The 15,163-nt window shown below is 53.9% G+C and carries 13 protein-coding genes; 10 read left to right on the plus strand and 3 right to left on the minus strand.

The window, feature by feature from the left end:
* Window position 1: 1 nt before the first annotated feature.
* The 8 genes from CHH75_RS09245 (at window position 2) to CHH75_RS09280 (ending at window position 10,912) form a co-directional block, all read left to right on the plus strand.
* A complete protein-coding gene (locus CHH75_RS09245; RefSeq protein WP_095263353.1) occupies window positions 2-1,312 on the plus strand; it encodes a nucleotide sugar dehydrogenase in 1,311 nt (436 codons plus the stop codon).
* 50 nt (window positions 1,313-1,362) lie between these two features.
* A complete protein-coding gene (locus CHH75_RS09250) occupies window positions 1,363-3,192 on the plus strand; it encodes a glycosyltransferase (RefSeq protein WP_155617462.1) in 1,830 nt (609 codons plus the stop codon).
* A 36-nt stretch (window positions 3,193-3,228) separates the two neighbouring features.
* A complete protein-coding gene (locus tag CHH75_RS09255) occupies window positions 3,229-4,341 on the plus strand; it encodes a hypothetical protein (RefSeq protein WP_141235824.1) in 1,113 nt (370 codons plus the stop codon).
* A 25-nt stretch (window positions 4,342-4,366) separates the two neighbouring features.
* Window positions 4,367-5,473 carry a glycoside hydrolase family 18 protein gene (locus tag CHH75_RS09260; protein ID WP_095398027.1) on the plus strand — a complete coding sequence of 369 codons (1,107 nt, stop codon included), beginning with the start codon at window positions 4,367-4,369 and terminating at the stop codon, window positions 5,471-5,473.
* 585 nt (window positions 5,474-6,058) lie between these two features.
* Window positions 6,059-7,027, plus strand: coding sequence for an ABC transporter permease (locus CHH75_RS09265; RefSeq protein WP_095263357.1), 969 nt, complete (start codon window positions 6,059-6,061; stop codon window positions 7,025-7,027).
* A gap of 34 nt (window positions 7,028-7,061) precedes the next feature.
* Window positions 7,062-7,958, plus strand: coding sequence for a carbohydrate ABC transporter permease (locus tag CHH75_RS09270; protein ID WP_095263358.1), 897 nt, complete (start codon window positions 7,062-7,064; stop codon window positions 7,956-7,958).
* A 77-nt stretch (window positions 7,959-8,035) separates the two neighbouring features.
* Window positions 8,036-9,625, plus strand: coding sequence for a type 2 periplasmic-binding domain-containing protein (locus tag CHH75_RS09275; protein WP_095263424.1), 1,590 nt, complete (start codon window positions 8,036-8,038; stop codon window positions 9,623-9,625).
* 147 nt (window positions 9,626-9,772) lie between these two features.
* Window positions 9,773-10,912: a GntR family transcriptional regulator gene (locus CHH75_RS09280; RefSeq protein WP_255223006.1), complete on the plus strand. Its 1,140-nt coding sequence runs from the start codon at window positions 9,773-9,775 to the stop codon at window positions 10,910-10,912.
* A 51-nt stretch (window positions 10,913-10,963) separates the two neighbouring features.
* Here CHH75_RS09280 and CHH75_RS09285 read toward each other — a convergent pair whose 3' ends face one another.
* Entirely contained in the window at window positions 10,964-11,365 is a 402-nt protein-coding gene (locus CHH75_RS09285; RefSeq protein WP_095263359.1) for a YhjD family protein, read from the minus strand.
* A 259-nt stretch (window positions 11,366-11,624) separates the two neighbouring features.
* Here CHH75_RS09285 and CHH75_RS09290 point away from each other — a divergent pair, with 259 nt between their 5' ends.
* Window positions 11,625-12,140, plus strand: coding sequence for a Crp/Fnr family transcriptional regulator (locus CHH75_RS09290; protein ID WP_095263360.1), 516 nt, complete (start codon window positions 11,625-11,627; stop codon window positions 12,138-12,140).
* An 86-nt stretch (window positions 12,141-12,226) separates the two neighbouring features.
* Here the strand turns inward: CHH75_RS09290 and hmpA are convergent, their stop codons facing one another.
* Window positions 12,227-13,432: an NO-inducible flavohemoprotein gene (hmpA, locus tag CHH75_RS09295; protein ID WP_095398028.1), complete on the minus strand. Its 1,206-nt coding sequence runs from the start codon at window positions 13,430-13,432 to the stop codon at window positions 12,227-12,229.
* A gap of 527 nt (window positions 13,433-13,959) precedes the next feature.
* Here hmpA and CHH75_RS09300 point away from each other — a divergent pair.
* Window positions 13,960-14,673 carry a YitT family protein gene (locus tag CHH75_RS09300; RefSeq protein WP_095263362.1) on the plus strand — a complete coding sequence of 238 codons (714 nt, stop codon included), beginning with the start codon at window positions 13,960-13,962 and terminating at the stop codon, window positions 14,671-14,673.
* Between the two features lie 176 nt (window positions 14,674-14,849).
* Here the strand turns inward: CHH75_RS09300 and CHH75_RS09305 are convergent, their stop codons facing one another.
* Complete coding sequence (locus tag CHH75_RS09305) at window positions 14,850-15,032, minus strand: DUF2188 domain-containing protein (RefSeq protein WP_095263363.1); 183 nt, start codon at window positions 15,030-15,032, stop codon at window positions 14,850-14,852.
* Window positions 15,033-15,163: the final 131 nt, after the last annotated feature.

The raw sequence follows: 15,163 nt of genomic DNA on the forward strand, positions 1-15,163 counted from the left end.
GATGGGACTATACAACAATATTGTGAACCGTACCGACAAGGTTGCGGTGGTGGGGCTTGGCTATGTCGGGCTGCCGCTGGCCGTTGCCTTTTCGAGAAAGGTGGATGTTATCGGTTTTGATTTGAGCCAGGAGAAGATTGCGCTCTATCAGCAGGGCATTGATGCTACCGGCGAGCTTGGGGTGGAGCTGGCTGATAGCACCGTGGCGTTCACCTCCGATCCGGACAAGCTGAAGGAGGCCCGCTGCTTCATCGTCGCTGTTCCGACACCGGTGAAAAGCGGCAATGTGCCGGACCTGAAATTTTTGCGCGGGGCTAGCCAGATGGTCGGTCAAGCGCTGACTCCCGGATCGCTGGTGGTATTCGAATCCACGGTATATCCCGGGGTCACCGAAGAAGTATGTGCGCCGATTCTGGAAGAGGCGTCCGGGCTGCGTCTTGGCGAGGACTTCAAGGTCGGCTATTCGCCGGAGCGCATCAACCCGGGGGATCAGGTGCACCGTTTGGAGAATATCGTGAAGATTGTGTCTGGCAGCGATGGGGAGGCGCTGGATACGGTGGCCCGGCTGTACGAGCTCATTATCGAGGTCGGTGTTCACCGGGCGGAGAGCATCAAGGTCGCGGAAGCGGCCAAGGTGATCGAGAATGCCCAGCGCGATATTAACATCGCGTTCATGAACGAGCTGTCGATGCTGTTTCACCAGATGGAGATCGATATGAACGCGGTGCTGCGTGCGGCGGAGACGAAATGGAATTTCCTCAAGTTCAGGCCCGGCCTGGTGGGCGGGCATTGCATCGGGATTGACCCGTACTACCTGACCTACAAGGCAGAGGATCTCGGATATCATTCCAAAATTATTCTAGCCGGGAGGCACATCAATGACGGCATGGGTAAGTATGTGGCGCAGCAGGCGATCAAGCTTGCCGTGAAGTATCGCCTGGATCTTCGAAACGCCAAAGTGGCCGTCATGGGGCTGGCTTTCAAGGAGGATTGCCGCGATATTCGCAATTCCAAGGTCATTGACCTGATTCGGGAGCTTCGGGAATACGGAGTTCAGCCGCTGGTAGTAGATCCTTATATCGAACCGGCACACGCGTATGAAGAGTTCGGCATCGAGCTGTCGGAGATGACCGATCTTCACAGCCTGGACATGGCCATTATGGCGGTGCCGCACCGTCAATTCAAAGCTTTATCCCTCGCTGATGTGGAGCGGATGTTCGGCTCGGCGGACGAACGGATTCTGGTTGATGTGAAGGGTGCCTATAACCGGGCGGAATGCGAGAGCAGAGGCTTCCGCTACTGGAGCTTGTAAGCTGATAGATTGGAGAAATTGCTGTGATATTTAATAAACGACGCCAAAAAATGAAAGAGGTTCTGACACAGCCGCGAGCCGACCGGAGACGGTTGTCCTATGTTCCGGACCCGGAGCAGATTCGGGTGTCGGCAGATCGAAGAGGCCGACATGTCCTGGATGCTGATCTGTCCGATACCGAATACTTGGAGAAGCTCCGGATGCTTAGCCTGCGGTATGCCGCCGACTTTGACGTGCTGGTGCAACGTGAAGGGCAGTGGAGGCGGCGTGAAGGCATCCGCGCACAAGCATCGGATATTTCGGCCACCGGGCTTCTCCTGAGGCTGCCGTCCGAACATCCGGAACTGAAGCCGGGGGACAAGATCAGGGCGAGGTTCAACATTCCGCCAGGCGCAATGCCGGAGGGCTTCGAATCCGGGGTGAAGATCGACGCGACGGTCGTGCGCAGGTTCGAGGCCCAGGGCGAGGCGGGACAAGTGGAATATATGCTGGCGATGGAGTTCGCGAAGCCGCTCACGGAATACATGCAGCGCAAGCGCTGGGGATACTCGGTGTATTCCGCCAGTGCGCTTCTGCTCGGCACCGTGCTGTTCATTATGCTGCTTCGGACCGAAAGTCTGATCTATTTCAAATATAATATGGTGCTGTACTTGTACAGCTTGATTGCGGCGGCCTTTTTGCTGACTCGCTACCTGTTTGGCGCATTGTACCGGGATGTTCCGATTAACCCGAGCTATACGCCCGGCGTATCGATCATTATCCCATGCTTCAATGAAGCGGAATGGATTAAGCGAACGATTCTGAGCTGTATGAACCAGGATTATCCGGTCGATAAGCTGGAGGTCATCGTGGTGGATGACCGCTCGACAGACCAGTCGGTGGAGAGAATCAGGGATATGATCGAGACGATCCACAACGAGGCAGAGCGCTATGCAACGAAGGATCGGCTCTTCTATACAGTGCTGCCTGAAAATGCGGGCAAGCGGGCCGCACTTGTCAAAGGGGTAGAGATGGCGAAGCATGATCTGGTCGTGTTTGTGGATTCGGACAGCTTCCTGGACCCGACGGCGATCCGCCATCTGGTCCAGCCTTTCCAAGACCCGAAAATGGGCGGTGTGGCCGGACGGACCGATGTGGAGAACAAATATACCAACTCCATTACGAAGCTGCAGACGGTCCGGTATTATATCGCGTTCCGCATTATGAAGGCTGCGGAATCGTGGTTTGACAGCGTCACTTGTCTGTCCGGGCCGCTGTCCTGTTACCGCAAGGATCTGGTGCTGAAGTATGCCGACGACTGGCTGAACCAGAAGTTTCTTGGCAAGCCGGCGACATTCGGTGATGACCGAAGCATGACCAACTTTATATTGAAGGAGCATCGCACAGGCTATCAGGATTCCGCGGTCTGCTCGACAATCGTACCTTCGCGGGTCGACGTGTTTCTGAAGCAGCAGATGCGCTGGAAACGCTCCTGGCTGCGGGAGTCGCTTCGGGCCGGCGGATTCATATGGCGCAAGGAGCCGTTCATGGCGCTGTTCTTCTACGTCGGCCTGATCGTTCCGATCGCCGCCCCGATCGTTGTTGCCTACAACCTGATGTATGTGCCGATTGTGCACGGCATCTTCCCGGGAACGTTCCTGCTGGGGCTGTTGATGATGGCGATGCTGATGAGCCTGGCCCATCTGCTGCTGCGCAAGAGCAGGCTGTGGATATTCGGTTTTGTATTCTGCCTGTTCTATGAGTTTGTGCTGCTGTGGCAGATGCCGGTCGCCTGGTTTACGTTCTGGAAGTCCACCTGGGGGACCCGGGACACGCCGCAGGATGTGGAAGCCAGACTGAAGAAAGAAGCGCGCAAGCGCAAAGGCGGATTAACCGGATAACGGCATCAACCGGTGTCCGAGGATATTGAAATGAGGATGACGGTAATGGATAACAAGCGCAATCCGGCGCTCAATGTGGATAGAAAAAATCGCAGGAAAAAAATGAAGGTCGTTGTGCAGGTATTCCTGCTGGTGCTGCTGACCGCTATTTTGGTCAATACCGTATTTGATTTGAAAACGCTTGACCAGGGGATGAACAATCTGGTTCGGGACGCCAATGTGTCACAGATTGAAGATTTGTTCAAGCTGAACTTCAGCCGCGAAGGGAGTGCCTGGAACACGAAGGACAGCGGACCGCACAACCTGACGCGGGTCCAGCCTGCTCCTTACTGGTCGACCAATCATCTCCTGATGAAGCTTCGCAAGGATACCGGCGAGCGTCTGCAGTTCGTTCGCGGTGATGAAGCGCTCGCGGAGAAATGGAGCCTGCTCGACGGAGCCGCCGAGTTCGCGGGCAGCCAGATCATCGTCACTTCGCCTCCGTCCGGCAAAGGGACGGTGTATCTGAACGGCAGCGAGCAGGCGGCGTTTGATGCGACAACAACCGTCTCGGCAACGCTGCTCGGCAACGTCGTTGGAAAGCAGTCGATCTACATCCGGCATGACAGAGCAAAGTCATCATATCTCCGCGTACTGCTGGACAATAACGTCATTCGGCTGGAGCAGAAGAAGGAGGGCGAGCTTCCGAAGGAGCTGTTCACCTACAAGCTGTCGGATGTGAAGTGGGGCGAAGAAGATCTCCGATTTGATAAAGCGACGGTCTATTCCAAGGCACAAACCCAGTCCGGCGCCCGTCAGGATGAGCCGGAATACCCGATCAATATTCCGGGCAAGCGGCAGCTGGAAGTTTCGGTTACCGGCAATTCCGTACGCATTATCGCGGATCAGCAGGTCATTCTCGAGCGTTTGTCCATCGACCCTTCGATCCGCACTGGCGGCGTAGCCCTTGAAGCGCAGTATCACGAGCAGAATGAGAAGGATGACATTTATGATGCGATATTTGATCAGGTGACGGTGACCACGGAAGAGCTTCCGGATCACAAGCGTACCGTGCTGTTCACAAGCAAGCAGACCGGGATGAAAGGCGCGGCGGTGAAAGCAAGAAACATGTTTGACACCGTAGTGGATTGGGCCATTGATAACTTCTGATAAGCAGCGCGAAAGGAATGGTCCGATGAGCAAGCAGGCTATACGATGGGCTGTTGCCGCAGCTGCTCTGGCAGTGTGCATATTGGCCGTGGTCTTTGTCATATGGGGTGGAGAACAGCGAGGAGACGCCGGGGAGCCTGTAGGCTCATCGGCAGCTTCGATTTCGCTGTCCGCCTGGGTCACCGACTGGCAGTGGGAGGCAGGTGCGGAGGATTTGCAGCTTCTAGGCTCCCAGCTGGAAAGTGTTCGTTTTTTTGCGGCTTATTATGATGCGTCGGATGCGCTCCATTTTACGCCGGCATTTGCAGAGGGGCTGCCCCGCGTGCGGGAGACGGCCGTGGAGGCGGGAATACATGGCATGCTGCTGACGATTGTCAATGATTACTTCCAGGACGGCGGTGTGATCGTACAGAAGGACCCCGGGCTCGTATCCCGCCTAATCTCTTCGGAGGAGTCGCGCAGCCGCCATATCGAGGAGATCGCTGCGACAGCGGTAAGGTACGGATTCTCCGGGGTGGAGATCGATTACGAAAAGGTGCAGCCGACAGACTGGAGCCGCTTGTCCCGATTTTATAAGGAATTGTACGAGCGTCTGCGGAAGGAAGGACTGAGCCTGCGGGTGGTGCTTGAGCCTGGCGCAGATCTGGATGCAATGCGGTTGCCGGAAGGGCCGTCCTATGTCATGATGGCCTATAATTTGTATGGCGGTCACAGCGGGCCCGGACCGAAGGCGGATCATGAATTAATCCGGAAACTGGCGGGCAAGCTGAACGGTCTTCCGGGGGAGCATGAACTGGCGCTGGCTACAGGCGGGTTTGCCTGGAGTGAAGACGGCAGCGTTGTTGCCGTCACCGAGAAGCGGGCAGGAGAGCTGGCGGAGCTGAGCGCAGATGATCCGAAGCGGGATCCGGATAGCGGAGCGCTGTTTTTTGAGTACAACGATGAGCAGGGGGCGAAGCACACGGTATGGTATGCCGATGGTATTACGCTTGCGGGATGGATCAAGCAGGCGGAGGCTGCGGGCATTTCGGATATCGTGTTGTGGCGGCTGGGTGAACTGGACCCGGAAACGCTGCGGATACTGGCCGAGGACTCGTCAGGATGGCACGAAGCGGGTGATGAAGGAATGTAGCGTTAACCGAATGACACCATTGCTCGGTTACACGCCAGCCTGGACAAGGCATCCCGGACAAGACATCCGTTTTAAGGGTGGAGTTGTCCTCCGCCTTGAGGCTGTGACAATAACATATGTGGTGCTACACGCCCCGATCCTTTCTGCCTGAGCAGGAGTGAGCGGGGCGTTTTGTTATATCATCCGCTATCCATTAGGCCTGTCGCATGGAGCTGTTCAGGTAGTGAATTATGCCTATAGCGTACTGGAGCTAGATCGGATTTCTGTCGAAATTCGGTTTATCCAGCCATATCAGCCCAGGTTCATGTCGTTATTTGTCATAACAAATTTCGGGAGAATGATACTAAAGTAACGTTTTTTCAAGGGATATTGACGGTAAAATGAGTTCTCACTAGAATGTGTTATAACAAATATGAGAGTCGCAAAAAAATGGTAGTACAAATTAAGAGGCGGAGGTGATCGCGCATATGGTGGATAAGGATGCGTTGTTCTTCCCATAGAAACCATCCGGTCACAGGAGATTGGCCTGCTTGAAGGCAGGCGGTCGATTTCATGATTCCATGCACAAAGGAGGTCAAATTCTGTATGAGCGTCCCGCTAAAACCGTTAAACTCGGCGTCCGCGGAGCCGGCAACAAGCCCGGGGAGATGGACATATGCGAAGAAGCAGCTGAAACGAAATCTCGGGCTGTACATCATTATTACACCGGCGGTGCTCTATTTTCTGATCTGGCATTACTGGCCGATGTACGGCGTGCAGATCGCCTTTAAAGATTTTATGCCCGGGTTAGGCATCTGGAACAGTCCATGGGTCGGCTTCGATCATTTCGAGCGGCTGTTCAATGCTTATTACTTCTGGACTATCTTAAAAAATACACTCGGGATCAGCTTGTACGGGCTGCTTGTCGGCATACCTGCACCGATTCTGCTTGCGCTTCTGTTCAACGAGCTGCGCAGCCGCAAATTCCGCTCCTTCGCCCAAACGATCTCCTATGCGCCTCACTTCATCTCGGTCGTTGTTGCGGTCGGCATTCTGTTTTTCTTCATCTCTCCAACCAACGGTGTCTTTAACTCCATTCTCGTTGCACTCGGCGGTCAGCCGAAAGATTTCCTGGCCGAGCCTTCAAACTTCTGGCATCTGTATGTATGGTCGGGCGTATGGCAGGGCATTGGCTGGTCCTCGCTCATCTACAGCGCGGCGATCTCCGGCATTTCTCCAGACCTGTATGAAGCGGCCTATATGGACGGGGCAAGCAAGCTCCGCCGCATCTGGCACATTACGCTTCCCGGCATCATACCGACGATTGTCATTCTGTCGATCCTGAGTGCCGGCGGCATTATGAGTGTTGGCTTCGAGAAAATTCTGCTCATGCAGAACGCCATGAATCTGGAAACCTCGGAGGTCATCTCCACTTATATGTACAAAAGCGGTTTGCTGAATACGCAGTACAGCTTCTCTGCAGCCGTCGGGCTGTTCAACAACATCATTAACTTTATCATTCTGATCATCGTGAACGCGGTGGCCCGGCGAGTGGGCGAAACAAGCCTGTGGTAGAAGGCAAAGTTCATTCAAGAAGGGAGTGTGAGCCGTGCTGCTGAACATCAAGCGCACACCGGGGGAGAAGCTGGCCGATGCGATCCTCCTCGTGCTGGCGATCCTCATTACAATTGTTATTTTGTACCCGCTGCTGTTCGTGTTGTTTGCCTCGTTCTCCGATCCGCGTCAGCTTTGGGACAAGCCGCTGCTGCTGTATCCCGCGGGCTTCAACCTGGACAGCTATGCCAAGCTGTTCGAGAACAGCGAAATCTGGCGGGGCTATGGAAATACGCTCCTGTATGCGCTGACCGGGACCGCGATCAATATTGGGATGACGGTGCTCGGCGCTTATCCGCTGTCAAGAAAGCGCTTTTATGGGAAAAGGCTGTTTACGATGCTGTTTGCTTTTACGATGTTTTTTGGCGGAGGCCTCATTCCGCTCTATCTGGTCAACAAGCAGCTTGGCCTGCTGAACACAATGTGGGCACTTGTTCTGCCCGGCGCGATCAGCGCCTACAACATGATTATTATGCGCACCTACTTCCAGACCCGGATTCCGGATGAGCTGGAGGAGAGCGCGTATGTGGACGGGTGCAATGATTTTCAGATGCTGTACAGGATTGTGCTGCCTCTGTCGATGCCGATCATTGCCGTCATGATTCTGTTCTACGGTGTAGGCCACTGGAATTCCTATTTTGATGCGATGATTTATTTAACGGACCGAGAGAAATTTCCGCTTCAGCTTATTTTGCGGGAAATTCTGGTCCAGAACGATTTCAAGGAGATGGCCGGGATATCGGTGGGCGCGGAGTATGCGGACCAGATGATGGTGAAGGAAGGTCTGAAATATGCGATTGTGGTCATCTCTGCGTTGCCGCTCTTGTTGCTGTATCCGATGCTGTCCCGTTTTTTTGAGAAAGGCATTATGGTGGGTGCAATTAAAGGCTGAGGCCGGATTCATCACCGCCGGTGCGCCAAGGCTGCGCTTGCCTTATGATCATGAACGAAAGAGGGGTTAAGAGAATGATGAGAACAAGATGGTTTGCTTTGCTTGCCTGGACAATATCGTGTGCTCTGCTGCTTGCGGCATGCAGCGGCTCGGACAATACGGCAACGCCGGAGCCGGGAGAGACGGACGATCCAGGAACGATTACGCTGAAAATGGTCAAGCGCGGATACACCGACGTCCATCCGCCTGCAGACCAGCTGTGGATGTGGCAAAAGTATGAGGAGATATCCGGCATCCATGTCGAGTTTGAGGAATTGGCTGGCTCAGCGGTCACGGAGCGAAAAAATGTGATGCTCGGCTCGAATGATCTGCCCGACGCCTTCTACCGGATTGCCTTCGGCACAGACGAGCTGATGAAATACGGCAAGCAGGGGCTGTTCATCCCGCTTGAGGATCTGATCGAGGAGCATGCGCCCAACCTGCAAAAGCTGCTGAATGACAATCCGGACATTAGAGGCGCCATCACGATGTCGGATGGGCATATCTATGCCCTGCCTTATGTTGATTTCTCGAAGGCGTTCAACTCTGTCCGCCTGTATATCAACAAGAGCTGGCTCGATGAGGCCGGGCTGCCGGTGCCGGCAACGACGGAGGAATTCCGTCAGGCGCTAAAGACCGTGCGGGAGAAGGATCCGAACCGCCTCGGCTGGGTTCTCGAAACGCAGTATTGGACATTCCTGGAGAGCTTCCTGGCCGGCAGCTTCGGCATGGGCGAGGGAGGTGCCAAGGCGTTTGGCCAGTATCTGTATAAGGATACGGACGGTCAGGTGAAAACGACGTTTAATGATCCGAAATACAGGGAGCTTCTGCGGTATATGCATGAGCTGTATCAGGACGGCTCGCTGGCGCAGCAGAACTTCACGACCGGCTATGATTACGCCAAATGGTCCACCGACGGCGCGAATAACCTGATCGGCTCCTTCGTATGGGAGGGACCGGGGTATATCGGCAAGGAAGCGTCCGAGCACTATGTCGGCATCAACGCCCTGGAAGGTCCGAACGGGGATAAGGTGGCCAGTACGCTGGGGCCGCCGGCCAAAGGCATCTTCGGTTTTATTATCACCAATAAAAACAAGTATCCAGTCGAAACGATCAAATGGATTGACTACTTCTACGGGGAAGAAGGGATTAACTTCGGCACCTTCGGCCTGGAAGGGGAAACGTATGAGATCGTGGACGGCAAGCCGAGATACAAGGATGAAATTTTGAACTACAAGGGCGGTGTGCAGCTAGGGGCATTCCAATATGTAGACAATGTATATGGCGCTTATTATCCGTATGTCGAGCCGGACGACGACTTGCGGATGGCTGCAAGAGGCACGACGGTGGAAAATGAGATTAAGGCCGATCCTGCCGAGCTGGACGAGCTGGCGCCGAAGGAGCTGTGGCCGGATTTTGTGCCAACCGACGAGGAAGCGGGAACAACGAGCGCGATTCTCACCGACATCAACAAGTATATTGAAGAGATGCGCGTGAAGTTCGTGACCGGCAAAGCGAGCCTGGATACGGATTGGGACACCTATGTCTCCACCTTGGAGAGGATGGGAGCAAGCAAATATTTGGACATCAAGAGAGCGCAGTATGAGCGGTATATAAATGTAAAGTGAGCCATGATTGCAGGGAGGCAAGCTGCCCCTCAGTTTACACGGCAATGCGGAAAACGCTATAATTTACTATAACAAGGATGCAGCGTCGTCCGAATTTTGCAAGTGTTAATACCGGGAGAGATACTGAAAAAGAGAACCGTAGATGGGATGAGAACGAAGTTGACTAAAGACAATAAACCGCTGTACAGCGTGATCATGGATCAGTTGAAGTCGGAAATTTCATCGGGCCTGTATCGTCCTGAATCCCAGCTGCCGACCGAGGCAGAGCTGAGCTCTAGATTCGGAGTCAGCCGCATCACGACGCGCAGAGCGCTCGATGAACTGGAGCGGGACGGATACATTTACCGGATCAAGGGAAGCGGCAGCTTCGTCAAGCCCAGAAACCGGGGACAGGAGAACAGAGCTGAGGGAACCGGGAAGATGATATCGCTGATCCTGCCGTCAGAGGATGACCGGGGGACGATGGGGTATATTCGCGGGGCCTCGGACTGGCTGAACGCTAACGGCTACTATTTGAGCATCCATCAAAGTGATTACGATTCGCAGAAGGAGCGCGATCTGCTGGAGATGCTGACCCGAAAGGGCATCGCGGCCATCATTTTATATCCTCGGAATGACCAGACGAATTACGATATATTGCACCGGCTCTGTCTGGACGAGTATCCGATCATCACGATAGATAAATATTTTGAAAGCTTGCCGCTCGGGGCTGTCGTATCCGACAATTTTAACGGCTCTTACCAGGCGGTTTCGCGGCTGATAGAGCTTGGCCACCGCAAGATCGCTTTCCTGACCGCGGTGACGATTGAATCGACCTCCTCCGTCAGAGACCGGTATTTCGGTTACTGCCAGGCGCTGAAAGACCACGGCCTTCCGATTGACAGCCGCTATATCCGGCTCAATATGAAGGGATATCGGGAGCAGGTCGGAGGGGAGCGGTTCTATAAGGAGCTGCTGGACTCGTACAGCGCGGATGGCGTGACGGCGGTCCATACCGAAAATGATCTCATTGCCGCATCGCTGCTCAATTTATGCCTGGACAGAGGCATCCGGATTCCGGAAGAGTTCTCGATTATCGGCTTTGACAATAATCCGGTAACCGAGCATGTGCTTATCCCGCTCACGACGATTGAGCAAAATTTCTATGAAATCGGGCGTCAGGCTGCCGAAATCATTGTCGAGTGGCTGGAGAAGGGAAGACAGACGCCAGGCCGCGTGCTCGTTCCGGTCAAGCTGGTGGAGCGAGGAACCACGGCCTTGGCCCCGGAGGGCAGCGTGGTCGAATAGCGATGGAGCGCCATGCTGCATAATGACTGCTGATAGCGGATGTCCCCGCTGTCAGCAGTCTGTTTGTGTTCCGGGAGACACTTGGTTCATGATGTGATTCATCATAAGATGAATCCAGATCGGCTTCATCTCGGCCCATTCCGCGACAAGGCTGCACGTGAAGCCTCGGCACAAGTAATGGGCTTCTATGCCATAGGCACACCGCTCTTCACGATACAGCCGAATGCCGTGCCGGCGAAGCTGCAGCTGGATGCGGCGTCTGTGTTCCGTTATGTCCTTCTTCACTTCATCCAAGCTGTGGATATACAGGCTGGACAGCTTCAGATCGAGGGTGCGCAGCGTCCGGAGATCCCGGTTCGCACAAGCGAGCAGCACCGAGTAAGTGACATAGTCTCGAACCAGGGCGGCGTCTTCCTCCGATGGAGGGGGAGGCGTCTTGGATAGTCTTGTCATAGCGGCACATCCTTGATTCAAGTGATGTAGATGCAGCGTGATACCTTATACATATACAGGAACATACGTTCCTTTTCTTTCATCTTAGAACTTCATCCATTGAAAAACAATCCACAAATTCTGGTTCTTCCAGGGATGTTGAGCGCATTCATCTGTTATAGTTACGGTAATCGCATTGTGTGATTCATGGCTCCATATCGTTATGGAGAATTTCGTTGTCTTTAGCATAAACCTACGCGACAAAGGAGTGTGATCGGGAATGAGACTGAACAAGGGAGAAATTTTGTTTCGGCAAGGGGATAGCGGGAAGTATTTATATCGTATCGAAAGCGGTCTGTTCAAGGTCACGCGTCTGCACGAGAATGGCAATATGGTTCTTTTCAACATTTTATATCCGGGTGAAACGGTTCCTCATCATTCGCTCATCAGTCCGAAGGAAACGCATGGAACCGCTACGGCGCTGATGCAGAGCGAAGTGGAAGTGATCCCGGCGGAGACCTGGTACCGAGAGCTCCGGGAAGATCCGGAGAAACCGCTGGAGGTGGCGCGTCTGCTTCAGGAGAAGCTGCGCTTTATGCAGACCCGGCTGGACCACTTGACCGTGGGCACGCCGCAGGAGCGGCTGACACTGCTAATGCGCTGGCTAGACGAGCACTCCGACGGCAGGCATCTGACCGAATATTTGACCCAGGAGGAAATCGGACAGCTGATCGGCGTACGGCGGGAAACGGTTAATCGGCTGCTGCGTTCACCGGAATTTAACGAACGGGGCTAGGCAGGCTTATGCTGAATCATAAAGAGGCTGCCATCCCAGCGCGCAGATGCTATGTACGCTGAGCGGAGCCTCTGAAGGAAAACAGATTATTGCTCGATCGTTCCGGCAGGTCCAAAAAATTCGTAATGCGCCCGATCCGCAGGCACGCCCATCGCTTTCAGGTGGCTGTATACGGCGCGCATGAACGGCACCGGTCCGCAGAAGTAGAAGTCGGAGCCCGGATCGGTTGTTTCCTGCAACAACTCAAGGTCAATGTAGCCTGTCTTATGGCACTGGTCTTCCTGCTCTGGAGATTCATAGATCACGTAAGAGCGGAGCTGCGGATGCTGGACAGTCAGTTGCTCAATATGATCGCGCATCGCATGCTGGCTTCCACATTTGGCGGCATGAATATATACGACTGGACGGGAGGGCTGCTTGGTGAGCGCCGTTTCCAGCATGCTCACCAACGGGGTCAATCCAACCCCGCCGCTAATGAGAACCAGGGGCAACTCCGAATCGGAATTTAAAGTGAAGGAGCCGGCTGGCGCGCTGACTTCAACGACCGTTCCTTCCTCAGCCTGGCGGTGAAGCCAGGTGGATACGACGCCGGCGCCTTCGCCATTCACCCCGTCCTCGCGTTTGACTGTAATGCGGTAGTAAGGCTTTCCGGGAGCCGTGGACAAGCTGTAATGCCGCAGATGAGAATACGAGTCTCCCTCTGGCTTCACCCGCAGTGTAATATACTGTCCGGGTTCGTAGCTCGCGATTTCCCCGCCATCCTCCGGCACGAGATACAATGAGGTGATCAACGGGCTTTCCTTCACTTTCCGATTGATGACAAAACGCCGAAAGCCGGACCAGCCGCCAGGCACACGGGCTGCCTTCTCGTACATTTCCGCCTCCACGCTGATGAACGCATCAGCAATCACCTGGTAGGCATCCGCCCAAGCATTCAAAATTTCAGGTGTCGCCGCATCTCCCAGCACTTCCTTCATTGCCGCAAGCAGGGTTGTGCCCACGATGGGATAATGCTCCGGCAAAATGCCGAGCGCGCGATGCTTCTCGCCGATCTGCTTGACGACAGGCACAATCTCCTCCAGGCGGTCAATATGCGCTGCGGCGGCATATACGGCGTTGGCCAGCGCAGTTTGCTGACGCCCTTGGCGCTGGTTCGCATGGTTGAATATGTTCAGCAACTCGGGATGATTGTCGAACAGTCTTGTGTAGAACACAGACGTAATCTCGGTCCCGTGAACTTCGAGTACCGGCACGGTGGATTTGATGATCTCAATCGTTTCTTTGTGCAGCATAACACGGCCTCCCTTTTTTCCAGATACTGTTTCTCGTGAATAAGCATTGTAAATCATTCGTATGTGTCAAGTATAGGGATGGCCCGAACATCCATTTGTGATTATCGTCACACTGGATTTTTCGAATATGTGAACGATGCTGGTCGTATACATAGAGGGAGCATGAGCCAATGAGGGGGAGCCGGCGTGTATTTTACTGCTTGATTGCCCAAATATCTCCAGCCCCTGTTTAGTCGGCCTTCACTTTGTGGTATAATACAATTGGAACTTGGCAAACAACTAAATAAAGAAAGGATCAGGATACCATGTGTCCCCGAAGGACAATTCCCCAAAGGACGATTTGGAAACGTTATGATCTGTCATACACATAGCTTCCTCCGTAGAGCGATGTCGGACGTCTGAAGACAAGGACGGTCTCTACGAAAGGAAGGATAGGATGATTATCCGAAGGATGAGCTCCTCCAGGATGCCTGTGCGTAGAGATGGGCCTTTGTCTGACCAATCTACTACGACAAGAGGGATCCTGTATGAGGAAAAGACAAGACTTCATTATTGAAATGTCAGCGATGTTATTTGGTACGTTATTAATGGCTTTTACCTACTATCATATTAATTTTCAGAACCATTTATCCGAAGGCGGATTTGTAGGCCTGGCACTGCTGGGCAAGTATGTGCTGGACATTCCGCCAGCGCTCGGCATGATTTTGCTGGATATTCCGGTGCTGCTGGTTGCCCTGTTTTTGAAGGGAAAGAAGTTCATCATTAACACGGTCGTGGCAGCGGCGATGTTCTCTTTGTTCTATGCGTTGATGGAGCGTTATTCGACCCTGGTGATCGATCTTCACCATAACCTGCTGGTTGCGGCTCTAATCTCCGGTGTGCTTACCGGCTTTGGAGCGGGAATCGTTCTGCGTTATGGCGGTGCTACGGGCGGGGATGATGCGATCTCCGTACTGATCAGCGAATGGAGCGGACTTAAGGTCGGTACGGTCATTCTGATCATGGATGCCGCGGTGCTGCTTCTGTCGCTGGCGTATCTGCCGCTGATGGAGACCATGTTCACCATTCTGGCGGTTACGATTGCAGGGCAGGTCATTTCGATGACGGTCGCTTATGGCCGGGAGAAGCAAGTCGCGAAACCGAAGCCGCTCAAGCCGATATTCAAACGTGCATCGGCCCGGCGAGCTGCTGTTGCCGCCAAGCCTGGCAGCGCCCATCCCGTGAGCGGGAGGTCGGTGTAACCCTTGAATCATAACCGAATCGGAAATAACAATAAGCGGTCACTCGTGAGTCTTATCACGAATGACCGCTTTTGATTATTCAAGCTGCGCATGGTCGTAAGTCAGCAGCCGCTTACGCATCTGGTCCCCCGTGCGGGTACTCGCGTTTGTCTTGGTATAATCAAGATGAATCCCGGTTATTCCTCGTCCTCCGGATGGTTCTCGTCCCATTCCTGGGCTTTGGCAGTGGCGATGGCAATCGCTCTGCCTTCCTCGTAGTTTTCCTCGAGCAGCGCGTTGGCGATCTCAACCGCCTTTTTGCGGACACGCGGCTTCAAGTATTTCATGGACGGCGGATAATCATTCGCACTCCAAGGCATGGATATCCCTCCATTTCAGCATCGATTTCAGCAGCTGCTTCGTTACAGACCTATTACCCGTGAGAACATGGGCTTAACCGACCTAAGCCAAACTTCGGGCGACCGAGGATAAGAAAGCATCCAACAGCAAG

Origin of the sequence: Paenibacillus sp. 7541 (assembly GCF_002276395.1) — a bacterium.
GTDB classification, from domain to species: Bacteria; Bacillota; Bacilli; order Paenibacillales; family Paenibacillaceae; genus Paenibacillus_AQ; species Paenibacillus_AQ campinasensis.